The 24,299-nt window shown below is 71.3% G+C and carries 23 protein-coding genes; 8 read left to right on the top strand and 15 right to left on the bottom strand.

Annotation, left to right across the window (positions count from 1 at the left end; all coding sequences use genetic code 11):
* Positions 1–548: 548 nt before the first annotated feature.
* The 4 genes from GVN67_RS08620 to aroA all read right to left on the bottom strand — a co-directional run bounded on the left by GVN67_RS08620 (position 549) and on the right by aroA (position 5,218).
* Positions 549–2,597, bottom strand: coding sequence for a hypothetical protein (locus tag GVN67_RS08620; protein ID WP_159994825.1), 2,049 nt, complete (start codon positions 2,595–2,597; stop codon positions 549–551).
* 138 nt (positions 2,598–2,735) lie between these two features.
* Positions 2,736–3,158, bottom strand: coding sequence for a VOC family protein (locus GVN67_RS08615; RefSeq protein ID WP_159994823.1), 423 nt, complete (start codon positions 3,156–3,158; stop codon positions 2,736–2,738).
* Between the two features lie 30 nt (positions 3,159–3,188).
* Positions 3,189–3,839 carry a (d)CMP kinase gene (gene cmk / locus GVN67_RS08610; RefSeq protein WP_200845176.1) on the bottom strand — a complete coding sequence of 217 codons (651 nt, stop codon included), beginning with the start codon at positions 3,837–3,839 and terminating at the stop codon, positions 3,189–3,191.
* The gene (gene aroA, locus GVN67_RS08605; protein WP_159994821.1) at positions 3,836–5,218 is read right to left on the bottom strand and encodes a 3-phosphoshikimate 1-carboxyvinyltransferase; all 1,383 of its coding nucleotides are present in this window, start codon (positions 5,216–5,218) and stop codon (positions 3,836–3,838) included. The genes cmk and aroA overlap by 4 nt, the downstream gene beginning before the upstream one ends.
* A gap of 81 nt (positions 5,219–5,299) precedes the next feature.
* Between aroA and GVN67_RS08600 the strand changes: the two genes are divergently transcribed.
* The 3 genes from GVN67_RS08600 (at position 5,300) to GVN67_RS08590 (ending at position 7,805) form a co-directional block, all read left to right on the top strand.
* Entirely contained in the window at positions 5,300–5,623 is a 324-nt protein-coding gene (locus GVN67_RS08600; protein ID WP_159994819.1) for a TIGR02300 family protein, read from the top strand.
* Between the two features lie 192 nt (positions 5,624–5,815).
* Entirely contained in the window at positions 5,816–6,991 is a 1,176-nt protein-coding gene (locus GVN67_RS08595) for a dihydrodipicolinate synthase family protein (protein ID WP_159994817.1), read from the top strand.
* A 4-nt stretch (positions 6,992–6,995) separates the two neighbouring features.
* A complete protein-coding gene (locus GVN67_RS08590; RefSeq protein WP_159994815.1) occupies positions 6,996–7,805 on the top strand; it encodes a sugar phosphate isomerase/epimerase in 810 nt (269 codons plus the stop codon).
* Between the two features lie 154 nt (positions 7,806–7,959).
* Here GVN67_RS08590 and hemE read toward each other — a convergent pair whose 3' ends face one another.
* Complete coding sequence (hemE, locus tag GVN67_RS08585) at positions 7,960–9,003, bottom strand: uroporphyrinogen decarboxylase (protein ID WP_159994813.1); 1,044 nt, start codon at positions 9,001–9,003, stop codon at positions 7,960–7,962.
* A gap of 343 nt (positions 9,004–9,346) precedes the next feature.
* Between hemE and GVN67_RS08580 the strand changes: the two genes are divergently transcribed.
* On the top strand, positions 9,347–10,219 hold the full coding sequence (locus GVN67_RS08580) for a pyruvate, water dikinase regulatory protein (RefSeq protein ID WP_159994811.1): 873 nt from the start codon (positions 9,347–9,349) through the stop codon (positions 10,217–10,219).
* Positions 10,216–10,812, top strand: a complete 597-nt coding sequence (locus GVN67_RS08575) for a nucleoside triphosphate pyrophosphatase (protein ID WP_159994809.1) — start codon at positions 10,216–10,218, stop codon at positions 10,810–10,812. Before GVN67_RS08580 ends, GVN67_RS08575 begins: the two co-directional genes overlap by 4 nt.
* Before the next feature lie 49 nt (positions 10,813–10,861).
* Here GVN67_RS08575 and hrcA read toward each other — a convergent pair whose 3' ends face one another.
* Positions 10,862–11,932, bottom strand: a complete 1,071-nt coding sequence (hrcA, locus tag GVN67_RS08570) for a heat-inducible transcriptional repressor HrcA (RefSeq protein ID WP_159994869.1) — start codon at positions 11,930–11,932, stop codon at positions 10,862–10,864.
* 204 nt (positions 11,933–12,136) lie between these two features.
* On the opposite strand from hrcA, the gene GVN67_RS08565 reads away from it, so the two are divergent.
* Complete coding sequence (locus GVN67_RS08565; protein ID WP_159994807.1) at positions 12,137–12,433, top strand: hypothetical protein; 297 nt, start codon at positions 12,137–12,139, stop codon at positions 12,431–12,433.
* 8 nt (positions 12,434–12,441) lie between these two features.
* Positions 12,442–12,615, top strand: a complete 174-nt coding sequence (locus tag GVN67_RS08560) for a hypothetical protein (RefSeq protein WP_159994805.1) — start codon at positions 12,442–12,444, stop codon at positions 12,613–12,615.
* 21 nt (positions 12,616–12,636) lie between these two features.
* Here GVN67_RS08560 and GVN67_RS08555 read toward each other — a convergent pair whose 3' ends face one another.
* From GVN67_RS08555 to GVN67_RS08525, 7 genes are all read right to left on the bottom strand, one after another.
* Complete coding sequence (locus GVN67_RS08555; protein WP_159994803.1) at positions 12,637–13,704, bottom strand: AGE family epimerase/isomerase; 1,068 nt, start codon at positions 13,702–13,704, stop codon at positions 12,637–12,639.
* A gap of 74 nt (positions 13,705–13,778) precedes the next feature.
* Complete coding sequence (locus GVN67_RS08550; RefSeq protein WP_159994801.1) at positions 13,779–15,107, bottom strand: FAD-binding oxidoreductase; 1,329 nt, start codon at positions 15,105–15,107, stop codon at positions 13,779–13,781.
* Between the two features lie 30 nt (positions 15,108–15,137).
* Positions 15,138–16,130: an ABC transporter ATP-binding protein gene (locus GVN67_RS08545; protein WP_159994799.1), complete on the bottom strand. Its 993-nt coding sequence runs from the start codon at positions 16,128–16,130 to the stop codon at positions 15,138–15,140.
* The gene (locus GVN67_RS08540; protein ID WP_159994797.1) at positions 16,127–17,140 is read right to left on the bottom strand and encodes an ABC transporter ATP-binding protein; all 1,014 of its coding nucleotides are present in this window, start codon (positions 17,138–17,140) and stop codon (positions 16,127–16,129) included. The genes GVN67_RS08545 and GVN67_RS08540 overlap by 4 nt, the downstream gene beginning before the upstream one ends.
* A complete protein-coding gene (locus GVN67_RS08535) occupies positions 17,140–18,033 on the bottom strand; it encodes an ABC transporter permease (protein ID WP_159994795.1) in 894 nt (297 codons plus the stop codon). The genes GVN67_RS08540 and GVN67_RS08535 overlap by 1 nt, the downstream gene beginning before the upstream one ends.
* Positions 18,034–18,046: 13 nt before the next feature.
* On the bottom strand, positions 18,047–18,997 hold the full coding sequence (locus GVN67_RS08530; protein WP_159994793.1) for an ABC transporter permease: 951 nt from the start codon (positions 18,995–18,997) through the stop codon (positions 18,047–18,049).
* A 44-nt stretch (positions 18,998–19,041) separates the two neighbouring features.
* Positions 19,042–20,709, bottom strand: a complete 1,668-nt coding sequence (locus tag GVN67_RS08525; RefSeq protein ID WP_159994791.1) for a peptide ABC transporter substrate-binding protein — start codon at positions 20,707–20,709, stop codon at positions 19,042–19,044.
* A gap of 240 nt (positions 20,710–20,949) precedes the next feature.
* Between GVN67_RS08525 and GVN67_RS08520 the strand changes: the two genes are divergently transcribed.
* Positions 20,950–21,588: a helix-turn-helix domain-containing protein gene (locus GVN67_RS08520; RefSeq protein WP_159994789.1), complete on the top strand. Its 639-nt coding sequence runs from the start codon at positions 20,950–20,952 to the stop codon at positions 21,586–21,588.
* A 68-nt stretch (positions 21,589–21,656) separates the two neighbouring features.
* Here the strand turns inward: GVN67_RS08520 and typA are convergent, their stop codons facing one another.
* Positions 21,657–23,486, bottom strand: coding sequence for a translational GTPase TypA (typA, locus tag GVN67_RS08515; RefSeq protein WP_159994787.1), 1,830 nt, complete (start codon positions 23,484–23,486; stop codon positions 21,657–21,659).
* Between the two features lie 418 nt (positions 23,487–23,904).
* Positions 23,905–24,299: hypothetical protein (locus GVN67_RS08510; RefSeq protein ID WP_200845175.1), on the bottom strand; the 395-nt coding region annotated here is incomplete at its 5' end.

The raw sequence follows: 24,299 nt of genomic DNA, 5'->3' as shown, positions 1-24,299 counted from the left end.
CGGAAATTTCCTGACATCAGCCCGGACAGGCGTCCGGACCGATTCCTGCGCCCCCACCAGAGGAAAGTCACCGCGGCGCCGCAAGGCCCTGGCGGTGTCTCATCGGGCAGACACGACTTGACCGGGCGCTGACCCCGCGGGGCATGGCGCCGACCGGCCCTGTTGCGACAGACGGTGTGCGGCCCGCCTCTTCCGGCCCGGCGGCGGCGGACGTGCTGCGCAAGGCACGAGGCCCTGGCGGCGCGAAAGCCCGGGGGAAGACCCCCCGCCGGACGCTGCCGGACCTCGCGGCCCATCAGCTCAGCGTTGGCCCCTAGGCCAGGGGTGGCGGGGCCGTCAAGCGAAATCGGAGAGCGGCCGGAACGGTGCGGCGCACCCGCCGCGGCCGGGCTTTCACCGCCCCCGGCAGGTTTTCTAGCTTATGGATTGATTCGGTTTTTTAATGGGGCGAAGACCGCGGCGAACAGCGGCCCGGAGAGGGGAAAAGCCCCCTGCCCTGGCTTCCGCTGCCCGGCGCCGCCGTGGCCGGCCGCGCGCGACTCCGCCGGCTAGCCGCCGACCAGCGCCTCGACCCCCAGCTGCCAGGCGGTCCAGGCGCGGTCGGCGCCGGCGCCGGCGCGCTCCGCCTCGGCCGAGGCGGCGTTCAGCGCCTGGCGCGCCGCGGTGCGCGACCCGCCGCTGCGGTCCTCCACCGCCGCGCGGGCCCGGGCCAGGGTGGTGTCGGCGGCCTGGGCGGCGATGGCGGCGGCGCGGAAGGCCTCCAGCAGTTCTCTCTGCCTGCCCATCTGCTCGACCAGCCGGGTCAGGGTGCCGGCATCCTCGGGCGGCATGCGCGTCTGCAGCTCGCGCAGCGTCTCCAGCGTGCCGGGGCCGCCGGGCAGGCGGCGGGCGTCGCGCTCCAGGTCGATGTCGCGCCAGACCAGCAGCCGCGGATCGCCCAGCCCCTGGTCCCAGAGCGGCATGTCGCGCCGCATCTCCCGCTCATAGGACAGGCGCAGGGTGGTCGGCTTGCCGTCCAGCACCGCCTCGTGGCGCAGGCCGAAATCCCCCTCGGAGGCGATGCTGAAGCGCGGCGTGGCGCCGGCGCGGCGCGGCAGGTCGAGCAGCAGCCGGCCGCGGGCGCCGCGCGGGTCGATGGCGAAGGACAGGGTCTCGATGCGCAGGAAGCGCAGCTTCAGCTGGTGGCCCTGCAGGTCGGCGGCCACCAGCCGCTCCGACTGGTCGTTGGCGGCGGTCAGCAGCACGTCGCGGTCGCGGGCGAAGGCCAGCAGCCGGGTCTCGCCGGGCGCCATGGCGCGGATCTCGGCATCGCCCAGGAAGGCGCCGGATTCGGCCCCCGCGGTGCCGAAGACGGTGGCCAGGCCGGCGGGCAGGATGGCGTTGCCGTTGTTGGTCAGGCGCAGCGCCTGCAGCGGGTGGCGGGTGGTCAGCTCCTGCACCCACCAGACGCGCTCGGCCGGCAGGCGGGCATCGAGGAAGGGCAGGTTGGCGGTCTCGCCGCCGCGCAGCGTCACCGGCTCCGGCAGGGTGAAGGAGACCCGGCCGGCGGAGGCGGCGGCCAGCGCCGGGGCGGCGAGCTCGGCCGGGGGCGCGGCAGCCTCGGCGGCGGCCATGGCGCGGTCGCGGCGCATCATCTGGCCGAGCGGCGCCGGGGCCGAGGGCGCGGCCAGAGGCGGCGGCGGCGGCGGCGCCGGGCGGGCGCCGCTATCGGCCTGGGGCCGCAGGGCTTCCGCCATGCGCAGCGGCAGCTCGATGCGCGGCACCAGCAGCGGCTCGTAGAGCGGCTGGCGGAAGGCGGCCGAATCGGCCTCGACCAGCGACAGGCGGATCTGGTTCCAATCGGCGCCGGAGCGGTTCTCGACCACCGCCCAGCCCTGCAGCCGCGCCTCGGCCGGGGCGCCGGAGGGCGGCGCCAGCAGCCGCCAGGACGGCTTCCACAGCGGCGCGCCGGCGACATAGGTCAGGCTGACGGCGCGGTCCTGCCCGGCGCGCATCCGGCCCGAGCGCATGGCGATCTCGATGCGGCGCTGGTCGGCGCCGGCGCTGGCCGCCACCGCCTCGGCGGCGCGCTCCAGCCGCTGGGCCAGCGACGGGTCGGTGAAGCGGACCGAGACCCCTTCCTCCAGCAGCAGCGGCGTCAGGCCGGTGGGCGTCAGCAGGGTGACGCGCAGGCCCTTCTCGGTCTCCTGCGCGCCGGCCAGGCGCCCGGACTGGCTGGCGACCTCGACCTGCTGGCCGCGCAGCGCGGTCAGCAGCGCGGCGCGGCTGGAAAAGTCGTCCGCCGTGACCGGCAGGCCCTGGAAGGCCTCGGCGGCCAGGTCGCGCGCCGGCAGGCGCAGCCCGACCACGCTGCCGACCGGGTCGGAGACCACCAGGCTCTTCAGCAGGTCGTCGATATCGCCGAGCGGGGCGCGGAAGGCGATCGGCGCGCCGGCCGGCAGGGTGCCGCTGCGCTCGATCTGGGCGAGGCCGGAGGAGGAGAGGGTGACGGCGCGCACCGGCAGCTCCACCGCCGTGATCTCCGGCGCCGGCACCTGGGCCAGGGCGGCGCCCGAGAGGATCAGGGGCAGCAGGCAGAGCGGCAGCAGCTGGCGCATGGGGGCGGTGATCCGGTCCTGGTCAGGCCGCCAGCCTAAGCACCGCGCGCCCCGGCGCCGAGGGGGCAAGACGCTGCGGCGCGGCAAAACCGGCGTGATCGGTCCCGATCGTGATCGCCTCCCCCTGGTCCATGTCCGTCAGGGGGCGAAGCGGACATAGCCCTCGGGGCTGATCGGCCAGGACGGGTTGAAGGCGATTTCCCAGGCATGGCCGTCGGGGTCGGCGACATAGCCGCGCATGCCGCCATGCGGCGGCGCGTCGGCGGCGCGCAGCAGGCTGCCGCCATGGGCGACCAGGCGGTGCATGGCGGGGGCGACGTCCTCGGCGCGGGCGACGTTATGGGCCAGGGCGAAGGCGCCGGGCCGGGCCTGGTCGGCGCGCTGCGAATCGGCTGCCAGCGCCGATTCCAGCCAGGTTCCCAGGACGAACCCGTTCAGCTGATAGAACAGGATCTCGGGGTTCTCGAAGACCGGGGCCCAGCCGAAGCCCTCGGCATAGAAGCGACGGGAAGGGGCGAGGGCCGCGACCCCCAGCGTGATCACCGACATCTGGGCCTGCATGGCGCCCCCCTTCCCTGCTGCGGTCGTTCCCTAGGCGGGCAGCTTCCGCGTCACCACGGCCAGGGCCGCGGCATAGGCGGCCTCGGCATCGAGCGTGGTGGTGTCCAGCTGCACGGCGTCCTCGGCCGGCTTCAGCGGCGCGACGGCGCGGCTGGCATCCTGCGCGTCGCGGGCGCGCAGTTCCTCCAACACCACCGTGAAGTCCGCCGCCACGCCGCGGCCGGCGAGTTCCAGGTGGCGCCGCCTGGCGCGCTCCTCGTCGGAGGCGGTGACGTAGAGTTTTACCAATGCGTCGGGGAAGACGACGGTGCCGATGTCGCGGCCATCCAGCACGGCGCCATGCAGGCGGCCGAAATCGCGCTGCCAGTCCAGCAGGGCGGCGCGGACGGCGGGGATGGCGGCCACCGCGCTGGCGGCGCGGTCGGCTTCCGGCCCGCGCAGGTCGCCCCGCGCGAGATCCTCGGGCGTCAGGCTGCGGGCGGCCGCCTCGGCCGCCGCCGCGTCGCGCGGATCGGCGCCGGCATCGAGCACCCGCCGCGCCGTGGCGCGGTACAGCAGGCCGGTGTCGAGATAGGCCAGGCCCAGCTCGGCGGCCAGGCGCCGGGCCAGCGTGCCCTTCCCCGCCGCGGCCGGGCCGTCGACGGCGATGACCAGCCCCGGGCGAGGAAGCGGCTTGCTCATGCCCCGGCGCTGTTCAGCCGGCGCAGCGCGTCGCTGCCGCTGGCGCGGTTGATCAGCTCGGCGAAGCCGGGGAAGGAGGTGTCGATGAAGCTGCTGTCGTCGACGGTGACCGGCGCCTGGGTGGCCAGGCCCAGCACCAGGGCGCTCATGGCGATGCGGTGGTCCATATGGGTGACCACCATGCCGCCGCCGGGGGGCAGCCCGCCGGTGCCATGCACCAGCATGTCGTCGCCCTCGATCTCCACCTTGATGCCATTGGCGGCGAGCAGGGCGGCGGTGGCGGCGACGCGGTCGCTTTCCTTGACGCGCAGCTCGGCAAGGCCGCGGAACCGGCTGATGCCGGTGGCGCAGGCCGCGGCCACCGCCAGGATCGGGTATTCGTCGACCATCGACGGCACCCGCTCGGGCGGCACGTCGACCGCCTTCAGCGCGCCGAAGCGGGCGGTGATGTCGCCCACCGGCTCGCCGCCCTCGGTGCGGGCATTGCCCACCGTCAGGTCGGCGCCCATCTCCTGCAGGCTGGTGAACAGGCCGGTGCGCAGCGGGTTGAGGCCGACGCGCTCGACGGTGAGGTCCGAGCCCGGCACCAGCAGGGCGGCGACCAGCGGGAAGGCGGCCGAGGACGGGTCGCCGGGCACGGCGACGGGGGCTGCGATCAGCTCCGGCTGGCCATCGAGCTCGATGACCCGGCCATGGCCCTCGACGGCGACGCGGACGGTGGCGCCGAAATGGCGCAGCATGTTCTCGGTGTGGTCGCGCGTCGCCTCGGGCTCGATCACCCGGGTCACGCCACGGGCGCAAAGCCCGGCCAGCATGACCGCCGACTTCACCTGGGCGGAAGCCATCGGCAGGCGGTAATCGAGCGGCATCGGGTCGGTGGCGCCCTCGATGGTCAGCGGCAGCCGGCCGCCGGCGCGCGACGAGAAGCGGGCGCCGCTGGCGGATAACGGGTCCATCACCCGCTTCATCGGGCGCTTCCTGAGCGAGCCGTCGCCGGTCAGCACCGCATAGAGCGGATGGCCGGCCAGCAGCCCGCAGATCAGCCGGGCGGCGGTGCCGGAATTGCCCATGTCGAGCACATCCTCCGGCTCCACCAGGCCGCCGACGCCGCGGCCGGAGACCTGCCAATGGCCGTCCCCCAGCCGGTCAACGGTGGCGCCGAGCGCGCGCATGGCGGCGGCGGTGCGCAGCACATCCTCGCCCTCGAGCAGCCCGGTGATCTCGGTGCGGCCAACGGCCAATGCCCCGAACATCAGCGCGCGATGGCTGATGGACTTGTCGCCGGCGACCGTCAGGCGGCCGGCGAGGCCCCGAAGCGGCCTGGCGGCGCGCAACGGCCTTGCTTTCGTGTCGTGTCCCACAAAGCGGGGGTTTGACATGGGGGCGGGGTGCGTGGCAATGCGCGGCGTGTTTCTCGGCCGGCCCGTCCCTGGCCCGCCTTTCCCGGGATATTCACGCTGATGGCCAAGCCCGAACTGGGTCTGAAACGCACTTGCGTCGCCTGCGGCGCCAAGTTCTACGACCTTGCCCGCCAACCTGCCGCCTGCCCGAAATGCGGCACCGAGCAGCCGGCCGAGCAGCCGCGCCTGCGCCGCGCGGCCGCGGTGGTCGAAGAAAAGCCGAAGAAGCGCGTCGTCGCGCCCCAGGCTGATGGCGACGATGTCGAGATCGAGGATGTCGATGCCGACGAGGCGATCGACGATGCCGAGGATCTCGACGACGACGCCGAGGACGATATCGACGCCGAGATCGAGGTCGAGACCGACCGCGAGGAAGAGAACTGATCCAGCCGCCGGGCCTCCTCCGGGAAGCCTGGCGCTGATACCGGTCCGACCTGGAATCCGGCCGCGGTCCCCGCGCGCCGGATTTTTGGCGTCCGCGGTCCGGCGGGCAATTCCTGTCCAGGGTTTTTTCTGCGCAGACTGGTCGCAGAAAGAACAAGGGGGCCTGACCCCCGGGAACAGGAAACCGTCCGCATGCCCAGCCCCGTCCTGGATCGTATCCTGCTGCCCGGTGCCGATGGCCGGCTGGCGCCCTTCGCGCTGAGCCCGCCGCGCCGCTTCCCGGCCGCCCAGCCCCCCTTCCCGCGCATCGCCCTGGCCGCCGCCCATATGGTCGTCGACCCGCGGGCGCCGCAGGACCCCTGGGACGCCCAGGCGATCGACTGGGACCGCACCATCGCCTTCCGCCGCCACCTGTGGTCGCTCGGCCTCGGCGTCGCCGAGGCGATGGACACGGCGCAGCGCGGCATGGGCATGGACTGGACCACCGCGCAGGCGCTGGTGCGCCGCTCGCTCGACGCGATGCAGGACTTCCCCGGCGCGGCCATGGCCAGCGGCGCCGGCACCGACCACCTGGCGCCCGGGCCCGATGTCAGCATCGACGACGTCATCCGCGCCTATGAGGAGCAATGCGCCGCCATCGAGGGCATGGGCGGGCGGATCATCCTGATGGCGTCGCGCGCGCTGGCCCATGCCGCGCGGGGGCCGGACGACTATGTCCGGGTCTATGACCGCATCCTGTCGCAGGTCAGGCAGCCCGTGGTGATCCACTGGCTGGGCGAGATGTTCGACCCGGCGCTGGACGGCTACTGGGGCCATGCCGACCACATGGCGGCGATGGAGACCGCGCTGCAGGTGATCGGCGCCCATGCGGCGAAGGTCGACGGGGTCAAGATCTCCCTGCTCGACGCCGGCAAGGAGGTCGCCATGCGGCGCCGCCTGCCCCCGGGCGTGCGGATGTACACCGGCGACGACTTCAACTACCCGGAGCTGATCGCCGGCGACGGGCAGCACCATTCCGACGCGCTGCTCGGCATCTTCGACCCGATCGCACCGGCGGTGGGCGGCGCGCTGGCCTGCCTCGCGGCCGACGACCTGGCGGGCTTCCACGCCATCCTGGCGCCCACCGTGCCGCTGTCGCGGCATATCTTTCAGGCGCCCACCCGCTTCTACAAGACCGGCGTGGTCTTCATGGCCTGGCTGAACGGCCACCAGCCGCATTTCTGCATGCTGGGCGGCCAGCAATCGGCCCGATCCCTGCTGCATTTTTCCGAGCTGTTCCGGCTGGCCGATGCCGCCGGGCTGCTGAGCGACCCGGAGCTGGCAGCACAGCGAATGCGGACGCTGCTGGCGCTGCACGGGGTGGAATAGCCGGATGGGCCCGCTGTCGCTGAACACCGTGACGGTGAAGCAGCGCTGGGACCTGGCGCATTGCATCGAAGGCTGCGCCCGCCACGGCATTCCTGCCATCGCCCCCTGGCGGGACGTGCTGCAGGCCATGGGGGTGGCGCAGGCGGCGAAGCAGATCCGCGATGCCGGGCTGTCGGTCTCCGGCCTCTGCCGCGGGGGCATGTTCCCCGCGACCGACGCCGCCGGCCGGGCCGCCGCCATCGAGGACAACCGGCGCGCCATCGCCGAGGCCCAGGCCCTGGGCGCCGCCTGCCTGGTGATGGTCTGCGGCGGGCTGCCGGAGGGCTCCAGGGACCTCGAGGGGGCGCGCAGCATGGTCGCCGAGGGCCTCGCCGCCATCCTGCCCGAGGCGCGCGCCGCCGGCGTCACCCTGGCGCTGGAGCCGCTGCACCCGATGACCTGCGCCGACCGCAGCGTGCTGTCGACCACCTCCCAGGCGCTGGACCTCTGCGACGCGCTGGGGGCGGGCACCGGCGTCGCGCTCGACGTCTACCACATCTGGTGGGACCCGGAGCTGGCGCGGCAGGTGGCGCGCGCCGGGGACCGCATCGCCGCCTTCCACGTCTGCGACTGGCTGGTGCCGACCACCGACACGGTCTTCGACCGCGGCCTGCCGGGCGACGGGGTGATCGACATCCCGCATATCCGCGGCCTGGTCGAGGCCGCCGGCTATCGCGGCGCCGTCGAGGCCGAGATCCTGTCGCATCGCTGGTGGCAGCAGGACCCCGACCTGGTGCTGACCCTGCTGAAGGAACGCCACGCCGAGGCCTGCTGAAGGCCCCTGGCGGCTTCCTGAGCGCCAGCGGCGCCCGTGGACGCCGCCAGCCTTCCTGAGCCGCTGGCAGGGCCTTCCAGCCGCCCGCGGCCGCTTTAGGATTTTTTTCCAGGCGGTCCGGCGGCGGTGGCGCCGGAGCCCCTAGAAAAACTAATCACCCAATGCGAATGACCCGGGCCAGGGCGGCGACATGCTCGGGCGGGGTCGGCGGCACGATGCCGTGGCCCAGGTTGAAGACGAAGGGCCGGCCGCGCATCGCCGCCAGCACCGAGCGCGCCTCGGCCTCCAGCGCCATGCCGCCGGCGACCAGGGCCTGCGGATCAAGGTTGCCCTGCAGCCCGATATTCGACGGCACGTTCGCCGCGGCCCAGCGCGGGTCCATCGCGGTGTCCATGCCGACGGTGCCGACGCCGGTGCGCTGCGCGTATTCCACCAGCAAGGGCCCCGCCAGGCGCGGGAAGCCGATCAGCGGAATGGTCGGGAAATGCTTGCGGATGCCGCGGACGATGGCGTTGGTCGGCTCGATCGACCAGCGGCGGAACTGCGCCGGCGACAGCAGCCCGGCCCAGCTGTCGAACAGCATCAGCGCCTCGGCCCCGGCCTCGGCCTGGGCGACCAGGTAGTCGACGGTGCTGTCGACCAGCAGCCGGATCAGCTTCCCGAACAGCTGCGGATCGGCATAGGCCATGCGGCGGGCATGGGCGAAGTCGCCGCCGCCTTTGCCCTCGACCATGTAGCAGGCGACGGTGAAGGGGCTGCCGGCGAAGCCGATCAGCGCGGTCTTCGGCGCTTCCTGAGCCAGCCCGGCCCGGACACGGGCCACCGTCTCCAGGATCGGCGCGATGTTTTCGCGAACCTTTTCAGGGTTCAAGCGCGAGAAAGCCTCGGCGTCGCGGATCGGCTCGAGCAGCGGCCCCTCGCCCTCGGCATAGCGCAGCCCCTGCCCCATGGCCCAGGGCAGCATCAGGATGTCGCTGAACAGGATCGCGCCATCCATGCCGTAGCGGCGCAGCGGCTGCAGCGTGACCTCGGCCGCGAGTTCGGGGTTGGTGCAGAGGCTGATGAAGTCCCCCGCCTGGGCCCGGAGCGCCCGGTATTCCGGCAGGTACCGCCCGGCCTGGCGCATCAGCCAGAAGGGCGGCGGCCAGACGGCTTCCCCGCCAAGGGCACGCAGGAGTGGCTTCGACGCGTTTTCCATGGCGCCCCTTTCTATGAAAAAGAGTCTTTAAGAAAGATGGGGGACTTATAGGGCCTGTGGATAAGGGGGACGCAATTCCGCGGACTCTCAGTCCACAAACTTCTCCACAGGCGCGAATCGGGGCAAAACCCAGTTCAAAGGCCGGTTTCCGCGCGTTTCCCCGGACTCGTGCGGACCGATCGCCGGACATGTCCCCAAGGCACCTAAAATGCGGATTCGCTCCCCGATTCCCCCAGGGGGGCTGGTCGGCGGCAAAGTTTTCCCCAATCTCCACAGCAATCCCCGCTTTCCTCCCCAGGGATCGCCACCCCTTCCCGCCACCGCCAGCCGCATGCCGGAGCCGATGTCCAGCCGCATCCTGAACCTGCACCTCGTCTCCGACAGCACCGGCGAGACCCTGAACTCGATCGCCCGCGCGACGCTCGCCCGCTTCGCCGAGGCGCATGTGGTGCATCACCGCTGGTCGCTGGTGCGCTCCCACCTGCAGCTCGAGCAGGTGCTGGAAGGCATCAAGGCGGAGCCCGGGCCGGTGATGTTCACGCTGGTCGACCGCTCGCTGCGGCATGCGCTGGAGGGGGTGTGCCAGCAGCTGGGCATCGCCCATCTGTCGGTGCTGGACCCGGTGATGGACCTGCTGCAGACCCAGCTGGGCCAGCAGGCGCGGGAGAAGCGGGCCGCCCAGTATGTGCTGGACGCCGATTATTTCCGCCGCATCGACGCCATGCACTATGTGCTGGCGCATGATGACGGCCAGGGCGTGGCCGGCATCGAGGAGGCCGATTGCGTGCTGGTCGGCGTCAGCCGCAGCAGCAAGACGCCGACCTGCTTCTACCTGGCCAATCGCGGCATCAAGGCGGCGAACGTCCCCATCGTCCCCGGCGCCACCCTGCCGGAGGAGCTGCTGAACCCGCCCTGCCCGGTGATCGGCCTGACCATCGCCACCGACGCGCTGATCGACATCCGCCGCCACCGGCTGAAGATCATCGGCGCCGGGGGGGTGCGGCAGGACACCAATGAATATGTCGACTTCGAAGCGGTGAAGTCGGAGATCCAGGCGGCGCGGCGGCTCTGCACCACGCATGGCTGGCCGGTGATCGACGTCACCCGCCGCTCGATCGAGGAGACGGCGGCGACGGTGCTGCAGCTGATGGAGGCCTGGCACGCCCGCCGCAGCGGTGGCGGCCAGCCGCCCAAGCCCGGGCTGATCGGCGCATGACCCGGCTGGTCCTGGCCTCCTCCTCCACGACGCGGGCGGCGCTGCTGCGCGCCGCCGGGCTGGAATTCGAGGCCCGCCCCGCGCATGTCGACGAGGCCGCGCTGAAGGAGGCCGCCCAGGCCGAGGAAGCCCCGCCCGCCGAGGCCGCGATCCTGCTGGCCGAGGCCAAGGCCGCCCGCATCGGCCGCCGCGACACCGAGTCGCTGGTGATCGGCGCCGACCAGCTGCTGGTCTGCGGCAAGGACTGGTTCGACAAGCCGGCCGACCTGGCCGCCGCCCGCCACCAGCTGCAGGCGCTGCGCGGCCGCAGCCACACGCTGTACACGGCGATGGTGCTGTGGCGTGGCGGCCAGCGGGTCTGGCACCATGTGGCGACGCCGCGGCTGACGATGCGCGGGTTTTCCGATGCTTTCCTAGACCGCTACCTGGCCAGCGAGGGCCAGGCGGTGTTGAGCTCGGTGGGCGCCTACCGCCTGGAGGGCCTTGGCGTGCAGCTGTTCCAGGAAATCCAGGGCGAGCATTCGGCGATCCTTGGCTTGCCGCTGCTGCCCTTGCTGGGGTTCCTGCGCCAGCACGGCGCTATCGAGGAATAGAAAAAAGAAGGGGTCCAGGGGAATTCATTCCCCTGGCCTGTCTTTTTTACTACCCCAACAGCTTCCCAATCACCCGCGCCGTGTAGTCGACCACCGGAATCACCCGCCCGTAATTGATGCGGGTCGGCCCGATCACGCCGATGGCGCCGACGATCTGTTCCTGCCCGTCGCGGAAGGGCGCCACCACCATCGACAGTCCGGCGCTGTTGAACAGCCCCGATTCAGCGCCGATGAAGATCTGCACGCCCTGCCCGCGCTGCGCGAGCTCCAGCAGGCGCAGCATGGTCTCCTGCGCTTCGAGCCGTTCGAACAGCGCCTGGATTTCCTGCACCCGGGCGATCTGGTCGACGTTTTCCAGCAGCTTCGACTGGCCGCGCAGGATCAGCGACCCGCCGCCGCCGCCGGCCCAGGTGGCCAGGCCCGCCTCGATCATCTGCTGGGTCAGCCCGTCGAGGGCCGAGCGGTTGGCCTGGATTTCGTCGGCGACCTTGGTGCGGGTCTCCTCCAGGGTGCGGCCGGACAGGCGTGCGTTGATGAAGTTGCTGGCCTGGGTGAAGGCGCTGGGCGGCAGGCCGGCCGGCACGTCGATGACGCGGTTCTCCACCTGGCCATGCGCGTTCACCAGCACCACGAGGGCGCGGCCCGGGGAGAGGGCGACGAATTCGATATGCTTGATCGCCGCCTCGGTCTTCGGCGCCACCACCAGGCCGGCGGCGCCGGCCAGGCCGGACAGCATCTGCCCGGCTTCCGACAGCGTCTCCTCCATGCTGCGGCCGGAGGCGGCGCAGCGCAGGGCGATGGCGTCGCGGTCCTCCTCCGACAGCGCGCCGAATTCCAGCAGCCCGTCGACGAAGAGGCGCAAGCCCTGCTCGGTCGGCAGGCGGCCGGCGGAGGTATGCGGGGCGTAGAGCAGCCCGGCTTCCTCCAGGTCGGCCATGGCGTTGCGGATGGTGGCCGGGGAGAGCGCCAGCGGCAGGCGGCGGGACAGGGTGCGGGAGCCGACGGGCTCGCCGGTCTCCACGTACATTTCCACCACCTGGCGCAGGATGGTGGCGCCGCGGCTGTCCAGCGCCGGCGACATGGAGACGCCCGGGCGCAACCCGGTCAGCAACGTCGGCATGCCCAGGACTTTCGCCAAGTTCCGTCGTTCCTTCGTCAAGAATCACCCTTCTGGCGTGTTCTCAAGCAGGCGTGAAGCCATGAGGCACTGTAGCGGGCCGATCTTGTCACGCGATGACACATGATGGCCATGAAGGCGTTGCATCCCTGGCCAATGGTGTTCCGCATGGTGCAGCACCGGATGCAAGCCGGCACGGAGGGGCTCATGACCGATATGTCCGGATCCCGGCTCTGGCCCCTGGCCCTGATGGGCTGGCTGGCGGCCTATCCGCCGGAGACGCAGGAAGACCAGCCAGGCCAGTCGCCGATGCTGGAGGAGCAGGAAGCCGAGCGGAACGCCGAGGACGCGGCCCGCCCCGGCCAGCGCACCGCCTGGCTGCGCGCCGCGCGGCAGCGCTACGCCGCGATGACGCCGGAGGAACGCCACGCCCAGCGCCAGTCGCAGGAGGTGCAGCGCCGCGCCGGCTTCGGCCCCCGCTCGGTGGAAGCGCTGCGCGGATGATCGCCGCGATGAACCCCACGCTGATGGGCTTCCTCTCGGTGCTGATGCTGTTCGCGCTCGGCGCCTCGGCCGCCGGGCTGATGTTGGACCGCGCCGCCCGCAACCCCGGCGCCGCCGCGGCGCTGGTGGTGGTGCTGGTGATCGGCCTGTCCTGGGGCGGGGTCATGGTGCTGGGCGAATAACGCCCGCTTGCGCCGGTCGTTTCAGCCGCGGCGCGCCACGAAGTCCAGCGCGCAGGACAGGTGGTACAGGCTGCTGGCTGGCGCCGCTTCCTGGCTGAGGCTGCCATCCGCCAGCCGCCGCTCATGCCACAGCCCGTCGGGGCGCAGATAGGGCGCCAGCGCCGCCTCGGCCGCCGCCAGGGCCACCGGGCCCTGCAGCGCGGCCGCCTTCAGCCGCTCTGCCTGGGGCCAGAGCCGCGCCGAGTCGCTGGCCGGCTGGCCATTGGGCGCGACGCCATCGCGCAACGGGCCAGCCTGCAGCACGCCGAAGCGGGCGACGAAGCGCTGCAGCCCCGCCGCCTGGGCCAAGGCGACATGGCCGCCGGCCAGGCGCGCATGCCAATCCAGCAGCCAGAGCCATTCGCAGTGATGCCCGGGCTCGACCGGGGCGGGCAGGGGGCGCAGGTCGTCGTCGTAGAATTCGGCCAGGGTGCCGGTGGCGAATTGGTAGAATTTGCGCCGGAACAGCGCCACCAGCCGGGTCGCCGCATCGAGGAAACGCTGGTCGCCGAAGGCCTCGAAGGCGGCCAGACGGGCTTCCAGCAGATGCATATGCGGGTTCTGCCGGCGCGGCAGGGCCGGGGGCAGGCTTTCCAGATAGCCGCCCTCGGCATGGGTCATGCGGTGCTCGATGAAGTCGTCGAGCTGCAGCGCCATCGCGCGCAAGGGTGCCGCGGGCAGCACGGCCGCCGCGGCCGACAGCGCCAGCAGCACGAAGCCATGGTCATAGAGGTCGCGCCGGTCGTCGATCACCCGCCCGTCGAGGGCGAAGCGCCAGGCATAGCCGCCATCCGGCCGCTTCGCCTTGCGCCGCAGGAAATCCAGGCCGAGCTCGACCGCCTCGCCGGCGCGGGGCAGCCCATGGCGATGCGCCAGGGAGAAGCTGTAGACCTGCCGCGCCACCACGCGCAGCCGGCGGTGATCCGCCGGGCAGCGCTTGTCCTCCAGGGACAGGCTTTCGTGGAAGCCGCCATTCTGCCAGTCGACGCCATGCGCCAGCCAGCAGGGCCATGCCTGGCGGGTCAGCCAGGACCAGAGATCATCTCGCACCCCACGGCCCTAGACCCGTCGGCCGGGGGGGACAAGCCCGCCCGGCCAACAACTTCCGCTCAGAGCGCGCCCGATTACAAAGCGCCGGCCGGGGCCAGGTAGGTGCCGTCGATCAGCCGCGTGTAGCGATAGGGGTGGGCATCGACCACCGGCGTGTCGCCGGTGACGATGTCGGCGGCCAGCCGCCCGGCCGCCGGGCCGATGCCGAAGCCATGGCCGCTGAAGCCGGTCGCCAGGTAGAAGCCGCGCAGCTTGTCGACGCCGGAGATCACCGGCACCGCGTCGGGGGTCGAATCGATGGTGCCGCCCCAGGCCTCGGCGCAGCGGACGCCCGCCAGCTCCGGATAGGCCTGGCCCAGCATGGTCAGCGCCTCCTCGACCAGGGTCATGTCGGGGGCCGGGTCCAGCACGCGGTTGCGCTCGAACACCGTCTCCTTGTCGAAGGACCAGCTGGCGCCGGTCATCAGCCCGTCGAGGAAGGGCTTGCCGACGCGGATCTTCAGCTTGGCGGCGCGGGTGCGGAAGGTCGGCCAGAACTGGCGGGCGTAGCGCAGCCCCTCCGGCGTCAGGTTCAGCGTGCCGCGGCCGCGCAGCGCCACGGTGTAGCCGCCATCCTCGCGACGCCGCATGCAATAGCCGGGGGTTCCCAGCCCGCCCTCGGTGATCACCGGCGCGGCGGTGGTGCTGAAGGCGGTGCCGGTGACCATGGCCTGGGGCAGGTCGATGCCGTGGCGGCGGCAGAACAGCGTCGACCAGGCGCCGCCGGCCAGCAGCACGGCGCTGGTGCGGATGCGGCCGCGCTCGGTGACCACGGCGTCGATGGCGCCGCCCTTGGTCTCCATGCCGCGCGCCGCGCAGTTCTGCAGGATCTTCACGCCCAGGGCGCGCGCCGCCTTGGCCAGGGCCGGGGCCGCCATCGAGGGCTCGGCGCGGCCGTCGGAGGGGGTCTCCATGCCGCCCAGCCAGCCTTCGGTATGGGTCGGCAGCCGCTCGGCGATCTCGGCGCGGCTCAGCATGCGGCTGTGCACCTGCTGCTCGCGCGCGACATCGGCCCAGCGCTCCCAGCCGGCCAGCTCCTTCGGGTCGTTGGAGACCCAGAGCACGCCCTTGCGGCGGAAGCCGAGATCGGCGCCGATCTCCTCATGCAGCCCGCCCCACATCTCGAGCGCGACGCGGGCCAGCGGGATCTCGTGCCGGTCGCGCCCCTGCTGGCGGCACCAGCCCCAGTTGCGGCTGGACTGCTCGGCGCCGACATGGCCCTTCTCGATCAGCGCGACCGAGCGGCCCTTCTTCGCCAGGTGATAGGCGGCGGCGACGCCGATGATGCCGGCGCCGATGACGACGACATCGACCGCCTCCGGCAGCTTCTCATCGCTGGCGATGCGATCGACGGGAGGCGACATGGGTGGGCGTCCTTAATCAGGTAAGAAGAATCAGGCGACGGAGGCCTGCAGCGCGAGGTCGTCGCGGATGCAGGCGGAAAGGTGTCCGGGGCCAACGGCGCGCAGCGGCGGCACCACCGACGCGCATTCCGGCAGGGCATGGCGGCAGCGGGTGCGGAAGGCGCAGCCGGAGGGCGGGTCGATCGGGCTCGGGATATCGCCCTGCAGCAGGATGCGGCTGCGGCGCAGCGTCGGGTCCGGGATGGGGGCGGCCGAGAACAGCGCCTCGGTATAGGGATGGCGGGGGGCGCGGAACAGCGCCGCGGTCTCGGCGATCTCGACCACCCGGCCCAGATACATCACCGCGATGCGGTCCGAGATATGGCCGACCACCGCCAGGTCATGGGCGATGAACAGGATGGTCAGCCCCAGCTTTTCTTTCAGTTCCAGGAGAAGGTTCACCACCTGCGCCTGGATCGAGACGTCCAGCGCCGAGACCGGCTCGTCGGCGACCAGGAAGGACGGGTTCATGATCAGCGCCCGGGCGATGCCGACGCGCTGGCGCTGCCCGCCGGACAGCTCATGCGGATAGCGGTCGGCATGGTGCGGCTGCAGCCCGACCAGGCGCAGCATCTCGGCCACCCGCTCGCGCTTCGCGGCCGAGGAAGACCCGCTGTCATGGATGGCCAGCGGCACGGCGACGATTTGCTCCACCGTCTGGCGCGGGTTCAGCGAGGCGAAGGGGTCTTGGAAGACCAGCTGCATCCGCCGGCGGAACGGCCGCAGCCCGCGCCGCGACAGGGTGGTGATGTCCTGCCCCTCGAAGCGGATGGCGCCGCCGGTCGGGTTGGTCAGCCGCAGCACGGTGCGGCCGAGCGTCGTCTTGCCCGAGCCGCTCTCGCCCACCACCGACAGGATTTCGCCCTTCTCGATGGAGAGGGACACGCCGTCCAGCGCCCGGACCTGCTTCGCGCCGCGGCCGAACAGCCCGCCGCCGACGGGGAAATACTTCTGCAGGCGGTCGATCTCGACGAGGGCGGTCATGCGACGAACTCCGGCCAGCGCAGGCAGCGCACCTGGCGGCCATCGGCGGTGGTGTCCAGCCGCGGCGCCTCGACATTGCAGCGCCCGTCCGAGAAGGAATCGCAGCGCGGGTGGAAGGCGCAGCCCGGCGGCGGCTGGCGCGGGTCGGGCACGTTGCCGGGGATGGCGTAGAGCGCGCCCTTGCGCCGCCCGGCCAGGTCCAGCCGGGGGACCGAGCGCAGCAGGCCGCGGGTATAGGGCATCAGCGGCTGCTGGAAGAGCGGCACCACATCGGCCTGCTCCACCACCCGGCCGGAATACATCACCATCACCCGGTCGGCGATCTCGGCGACGACGCCGAGGTTGTGGGTGATGAAGATCACCGCCATGCCGGTCTGCTCTTGCAGCCGCTTCAGCAGGTCGAGGATCTGCGCCTGGATGGTGACGTCGAGCGCCGTGGTCGGCTCGTCGGCGATCAGCACCGAGGGCTCGCAGGACAGCGCCATGGCGATCATCGCCCGCTGCCGCATGCCGCCCGACAGCTGGTGCGGATAGGCCGACAGGCGCTGGCGCGGCGCCGGGATGCCGACCAGGTCGAGCAGGCGCAACGCCTCGTCCTCGGCGGCGCGGGCCGGCATCGGGCGGTGCAGGCGGATGGTCTCGGTGATCTGCGCCCCGATCGTCTTGACCGGGTTCAGCGAGGTCATCGGCTCCTGGAACACCATGGCGATGTTGTTGCCGCGCACCGACTGCATCGCGGGCTCGGTCAGCGACAGCACGTCGAGCATGCCGGTCCCCGCCTTGTCGCGGAGGCGGACGCTGCCGCGCACCTGGCATTGCGGCGCGTCGGGCAGCAGCCGCATCAGGGCGAGGGACGTGACGCTCTTGCCGGAGCCGCTCTCGCCGACCATGGCCAGGGTCTCGCCCTGGCGCAGCTTGAAGGAGACGTCGCTGACCGCATCCGCCACGGCGCCCCGGCTGCGGAAGCTGACCGCGAGGCCGTCCACCTCCAGCAGCAGCTCGCCCGCCATCAGTGGTTCTCCATCCGGGGATCGAGCGCGTCGCGCAGCCCGTCGCCGAGGAAGTTGAAGCTGGTCACCGCGAGCGTGATGAACAGGCCGGGCAGGATCGCCAGCCAGGGCGCGCTGGTCAGGTAGATCTGCGCGTTGTTCAGCATGTTGCCCCAGCTGGGCGTCGGCGGCTGGATGCCGTAGCCGAGATAGCTGATGTAGGATTCCAGCAGGATCGCCTTGGCGACGTTCAGCGTCGCCGCCACCACGATCGGCGCCACCGCGTTGGGCACCAGCTCGCGGAAGACGATGCGCAGGTCCGACGCCCCCAGCGCCTCGGCGGCCACCGCGAAGTCGCGCTCGCGCAAGGACCGGATCTGCGCTTCGACGATGCGCGCCACATCCATCCAGGCGGTGGCCGCGATCAGCAGGGTGATGGAGGCGACGCCGGGCTCGATCAGGGCGGCGAGGGCCAGCAGCAGGAAGATCGAGGGGAAGCACAGCACCGCGTCGACGAAGCGCATCAGCGCCGCGCCGACGACGCCGCCGTAATAGCCGGCGATGGCGCCGACCAGGATGCCGATGCCCATGCTGATCACCATGGCGGTGAAGCCGACCGCCAGCGAGATCCGCCCACCCATCATGATGCGCGCCAGCATGTCGCGGCCGAGCTCGTCGGTGCCCAGCAGATGCGCCCCCGACAAGGGCGGCGCGAAGCGCTGCATGATGTCGATGAAGGTGTCGTCGAAGGGCAGCAGCAGGGGGCCGAGGTAGCAGCCGACCACCAGGATGGCGATGATGATGGCGCCCGCCATGGCCAGGCGGTGGCGGCAGAAGCGGCGCAGCGCGGTGTTGCGCTGCGGCAGGGGCAGGGCCGCCTCGCGGGCGGCGAAATCGCCGGTCGTGCTGCTCATGGCCGGTTCTCTCTCAGCTCAGGCGGATGCGGGGGTCGGCCACCGCGTAGAGCATGTCGGCCAGCAGGTTGCCGAGCAGCACCAGCGCCGCCGAGAACATCAGGATGCCCATCACCACCGGGTAGTCGCGGTAGCTGATGCTATCCAGGAACAGCCGGCCCATGCCGGGCCAGGTGAAGACCGTCTCGGTCACCAGGGCGCCGCCCAGCAGGGTCGGCATCTGCAGGCCCGCCACCGTGATCATCGGCAGCAGCGCGTTGCGCATGGCGTGGCGGGTCAGCACCTTCCAGCGCGGCAGGCCCTTGGCGCGGGCGGTGCGGATATAGTCCTGGCCGACCACGTCGAGCATGGAGGAGCGCATGAAGCGGCTCCAGATCGCCGTCTCGACGAGGGCCAGCACCATCGCCGGCGCGATCAGGTGGTGCAGCATGTCGAGCAGCGAGCCGTCGCCCACCGTCTCGCGGTTGCCGGCCGGCAGCCAGCCGAGCTCGACCGAGAAGACGAAGATGGCGACCAGGCCGAACCAGAAGGTCGGGATCGACAGCGCCACCATGGCGCCCACCGTCGCCAGGTAGTCGAAGGCGGAGTAGCGGCGGATGGCGCCGAGGATGCCGATCCAGCAGCCCAGGAAGATCGCCAGCAGCGTCGCCGTCAGCATCAGCTGCAGCGTGGCGCCGAGATGCGAGCCGATGACATGCAGCACCGGCTGGCCGTCCCGGAACGAGGTGCCCCAATTGCCCCCCAGCATCCGCCAGAGCCATTCCGCGTATTGCACCGGCAGGGGCCGGTCGAGGCCGAGCTGCTGGGCGATGCGGTCGAGGTCTTCCTGCGACATGTTGGAGCCGATGGCGTACTGCGCCATCGGCCCCCCCGGCGCCAGGTGCAGGATGGCGAAGCCGATCATGGAAACCACCAGGAGCAGCAGCACCGCCTGACCGAAGCGCCGGATGAGATAGGGGGCCATTCGGATCTTACGCTTTCATCAAGACAGAGAGGATGACCGGGCCCTTAGGAGGCCCAGTACCACTCGCGAACGTTCCAGCAATTCGAAGAAGTATTGATGTTCGGCTTGAAGCCGGTCAGGCCGTCCTTGGTGCCCTCGACCAGCACCTGCTGGAAGATCGGCAGGATCGCCAGCTCGTCGCGGATGATGCGCTGGATCTGGCCGTAGGTGGTGCGGCGCGCCGACTGCTCGAACTGGGTGGCCCCCGTCTCCAGCAGCGCGTCGACCCGGCTGTTCTCGAACTGGAAGGTGTTCTGGCCGCGGCCGCCCTTGGCCGGGATCGCCTTGCTGCTGAAGCGCGGCGTCACGTCCGGGTCGCTGCCCAGCATGTAGTTCACGGCGACCATCACCGAGCTGAACTTCGACTGCTGCCAGAACTCGCCCCAGATCACCGCCGCCGGCATGTTCTGGATGCGCATCGCGGCGCCGACGGCCTTCCAGTCCTGCATCAGCACCTGCTGCGCCTGCTCGCGCACCGGGTTGCCGGCGGTGGTGGAATTGGCGAATTCGAGCTTCACCCCGTCCTTGACCCGGATGCCGTCGGCGCCGCGCTTCCAGCCGGCGGCCTCCAGCGTCTCGTTCGCCTTCGCCACGTTGAACTCGTGCTTCGGCAGGTCGGGGTTGATCGCCCAGGACTGCGCCGGCAGGAAGCTCTCGGTCGGCGTCGGCAGGCCGTAATAGATGGCGTCGATCAGCGCCTTCTTGTTCATGCTCATGTAGAGCGCCTGGCGCACCGCCTTGTCGCCGAAGGCCGGGCTGCCGAGGTTGGGCGCGATGCTCTCGACCGAGGCGGTCGGGTTCACATGCACCTTCCGGCCGCGCAGGGCCTGGGCCTCGCGCGCGAAGTTCGGGCTGATGCCGGAGATGCCGGTATAGTCGATCTGGCCGGTGCGGAACTGGGTGTACATCACCGTCAGGTCGGGGATGTACTTGAAGACCAGCCGCTCCAGATAGGGGCCGGCGCCATGATAGGCGGGGTTGGCCACCAGCTGGACATTGTCGCCGGCGGTGCGGCTGCCCCAGCGGAAGGCGCCGGTGCCGATCGGCGCATTGTTGAAGGGCGAGGTGTTCGGGTCGGTCGCCGTCGACAGGATGTGCTTGGGCACCATGAAGGTCAGCGACAGGATCGACAGGTAGGGCGCGTAGGGCGCGTCCATCCGCCATTCGATCTCGTCGACGGCGGTGACCTTGATGTCCTTGACCAGCCCGTGGCCCACGCGGTTGCGCACGCGGAAATTCGGGTTGTTGATCAGGTCGAGGGTGAACTTGACGTCCTCGGCGGTGAAGGCGGTGCCGTCATGCCACTTCACGTCGCGGCGCAGCTTGATCTTCCAGACCAGGCCGTCCTCGGAAATGCCGCCATTGGTCTGGCTGGGCATCTCGGCGGCCAGGTCGGCCACGAACTTGCCGTCCGGGTCGATGTACCAGAGCGTGCTGAACAGGTTCCACCAGACGCCCTGGTCCACCTCGATGCCGGGCATCAGCGGGTGGAACACGGTCGGCTCCTGGCTGAGGCCGACCACGACCTGGCCGCGCGGCTTCTCGGGCGGGCGGCCCTGGGCGCGGGCGGGCCCGGCGGCCAGCGCCGCGGCCGCGCCGCCGCCGATGGCGAAGAGGCCGCGCCGGGTGGGCGCCAGCAGCTGCGTCCAACGCTGGGTGTCGTCTTGCGTCATGGTCTTCGTCTCCCGCTCAGCCGGCCGCGGCGCCGCGGCCGGTGTTCCGGCTGGCTTGAAACCGCACAGGCTTTCCCCTGGTCCCGGGTTTTACCGGGATCAAAATTCTTGCCGTCATGTTCAGGCTGATGAAAGCTTGATGTCAATCGCCTTGTGGCGGCTCGACAATCACCTTCATCGTGGCAGCGCGCGCCCTTGCGCACTGCCACGGCAGCCCCCGGCGGGGGGAGGAGCGGACGGATGAAAGATCAGGCAGGCCTCGTCGCAGGCGTGGCGCCCGCGGCGCCGCCCATTTCCGGCCCCTCTGCCATCGACGATGCCGCCAGCGACCGCCGGCTGGGCGAGAGCGTCCGGCTGCTGCGGCAGAATATGGGCCTGTCGCTGCAGGAGCTCGGCCGCCGCGCCAGCCTGTCGATCGGCATGATCAGCCAGCTGGAGCGCGGCCTGGCCACCCCTTCGGTGCGGACGCTGCGCATGCTCAGCCTGGCGCTGCAGGTGCCGATCTCCTTCTTCTTCGAGGAGCGGGCCGAGGGGCCGTCGCCGCGCTACATCGTCCGCCGCGGCCATCGCCGGCAGCTGCGGCTGACCACCTCGGGCGTGCTGAAGGAAAGCCTGGCGCCCGACGCGCCGGGGCAGATGGAGCTCTACGAGCTGACGCTCAGCGCCGGCGGCTCCTCGGGCGCCGACTTCGTCAAGCACCAGGGCGAGAAGGCGGGCTATGTGCTGGCCGGCACGCTGCGGCTCTGGCTGGACCACGAGGCGCATCTGCTGGAGGCGGGCGACAGCTTCCGCTTCCCCTCCACCGTGCCGCATATGTTCGACAACCCGACCGACGCGCCGACCCGCATCGTCTGGATCACCAACCCCGTCGAGACATAAAAAAAGCCCGGGGGACGTGGTCCCCCGGGCTTCGGTCAGGCGCGCCCCCCGAAGGGGGCGCCGCGTTCTCAGGCCGCCTGGCTGTCGGAACGGCGCGAGTTCTTCTTGCGCTCGTTCGGGTCCAGGTAGCGCTTGCGCAGGCGGACGGCGGTGGGGGTCACCTCGACCAGCTCGTCGTCCTCGATATAGGCGATCGCCTGCTCCAGGCTCATGCGGCGGGGCGGGATCAGCAGCAGGGCCTCGTCCTTGCCGGCGGCACGGACGTTGGTCAGCTTCTTCTCCTTGATCGGATTCACGTCGAGGTCGTTCTCGCGCGAATGCTCGCCCAGGATCAGGCCGGTATAGACCTTGTGGCCGGGGTCGACGAACAGCGTGCCACGCTCCTGCAGGGAGAACAGCGCGTACTGCACCGCCTCGCCGTCGGAGTTGGAGATCAGGCTGCCCTTGATGCGACCCTCGATCGGGCCGACCCAGGGCTGATAGCCCAGGAACAGCCGGTTCATCATGCCGGTGCCGCGCGTGTCGGTCATGAACTCGCCGTGGTAGCCGATCAGGCCGCGCGACGGGATGTGGAAGGTCAGGCGGACCTTGCCACCGCCGGACGGACGCATGTCCTGCATCATGCCCTTGCGGATCGACATCTTCTCGACGACGACGCCCGAATATTCCTCATCGACGTCGATGACGGCTTCCTCGAAGGGCTCCTCGCGGCCACCGGTCTCCGGGTTGACCTGGGTCAGCACGCGCGGGCGGCCGATGGTCAGCTCGAAGCCTTCGCGGCGCATCTGCTCGATCAGCACGCCCAGCTGCAGCTCGCCGCGGCCGGCCACCTCGAAGGCGTCGACCTCCTCGGAGACCTTCACGCGGATCGCCACGTTGCCTTCCGTCTCCTTGAAGAGACGGTCGCGGATCTGGCGCGACGTGACCTTCTTGCCCTCGCGGCCGCCCAGCGGGCCGTCATTGATGCGGAAGGTCATCGACAGGGTCGGCGGATCGATGGGGATCGCCGGCAGCGGCTCGGTCACCTCGGGGGAGGCGATGGTGTCGGGGATGGTGGCTTCCGACAGGCCGGCGATGGCGCAGATGTCGCCCGCCTGCACCTCGTCGACCGGCACGCGGTCCAGGCCCGAGAAGGTCATCAGCTTGGTCAGGCGGCCGGTCTCGACGATCGAGCCGTCCTGGCGCATGACGCGGACCGGCATGTTCGTGCGGGCGACGCCCTGCTCGATGCGGCCGGTCAGGATGCGGCCGAGGAAGTTGTCGGCCTCCAGGATCGTCGCGTTCATCGCGAAGGGCGCGTTCACGTCGACGGTCGGCTGCGGCACGTGGCTCAGGATCAGGTCGAACATCGGCGACAGGTCCTTGCGGGCCCCGTCCAGCGTCAGATCGGCCCAGCCCTGGCGGCCGGAGGCGAACATGGTGTGGAAGTCGAGCTGCTCATCCGTCGCGCCCAGCGCGGCGAAGAGGTCGAACACCTCGTTCAGCACCTCGTCGGCGCGGGCGTCCTGGCGGTCGACCTTGTTGATCACCACGATCGGCTTCAGGCCACGGGCCAGCGCCTTGGTGAGCACGAACTTGGTCTGCGGCAGCGGGCCCTCGGCGGCGTCGCACAGCACGATGGCGCCGTCCACCATCGACAGGATGCGCTCCACCTCGCCACCGAAGTCGGCGTGGCCCGGCGTGTCGACGATGTTGATCTTCACACCCTTCCATTCCACCGCGGTGGACTTGGCCAGGATGGTGATGCCGCGCTCCCGCTCCAGGTCGTTCCGGTCCATGGCGCGCTCGGCCACGGCCTGGTTGGCGCGGAAGGCGCCGGCCTGCTTCAGCAGATTGTCGACCAGCGTCGTTTTACCATGGTCGACGTGGGCGATGATGGCGACGTTGCGCAATTCCATAGGGCGGGCAGTTCCGAAGCTGCGCCGCCTGTGCTGAAAGCCCGGCGACCCCTCCGCAGAGGTGCGGCGGAGTTCGGGTCGGGCGGGCCGGGCGGCTTGTTGCGGCGCACAGATAGGATGGCCCGCGGCAAAAAGCGAGCCTTTCCGCCACAGGACCCCGGCACTGCGTGCAGGGCAGCCCCGAGCCAAGCCTGGCCATTCTGCCCCGAAATCCGAGCCGCGCCAGGCTTTTGCCGGCGATTCATTGCCGGGGCGGGGGTTTTTCCGGCGCTCTCCCGCGCGTCCCGGCACGCGGCCGGCGCGATCGCCCTGCGCGCGCGCCGGCGTGTCACCGCTTCTTCATCGCCGGCGGGCGGGCATGAAAAGGCCGGGCACCCCCTGCGCGGGAGGGCCCGGCCTGTTCAGGTCGGTGGCAGCGTCACAGCCGGTAGACGGCCCGCGACGCCCCGCCCAGCGGCTGGCGCGGCGAGAAGCGCTCCACCAGGCAGAGATGCACCGCCTGGTGCATCGCCGGCGTGGTGGCCGGGTCCGCGGCGCCCGGCGGCAGGGCCGGCGGGATGCCGTTCTGCGCGCCCGGCCCGGGAAGCGGCCGGCCCTGGCTGTCGGTCGGGCCTTCCGGCCGTCCCTTGGTCTGGCCGACGGCCTGTCCGCGCAGCGGCGCCCCCTGCCACGCCACTAGACGCGGCATGGTGGAGCGGAACAGCGGCGCCGACTGCGAGCAGCCGGGCGCCTGGGCCAGCCCGTTTTCCGGGCCGGCGGCAATGGTCTGGATGCCCGCGGCCTCGAAGCGGGGGGAGGGGAGGCCGGTGGGAC

Origin of the sequence: Roseomonas sp. 18066 (genome assembly GCF_902706185.1) — a bacterium.
In the GTDB taxonomy this organism is placed as follows: Bacteria; Pseudomonadota; Alphaproteobacteria; order Acetobacterales; family Acetobacteraceae; genus Pseudoroseomonas.
The sequence above is the reverse complement of the archived record's forward strand: the minus strand, read 5'-3'. Positions and strand labels throughout refer to the sequence as shown.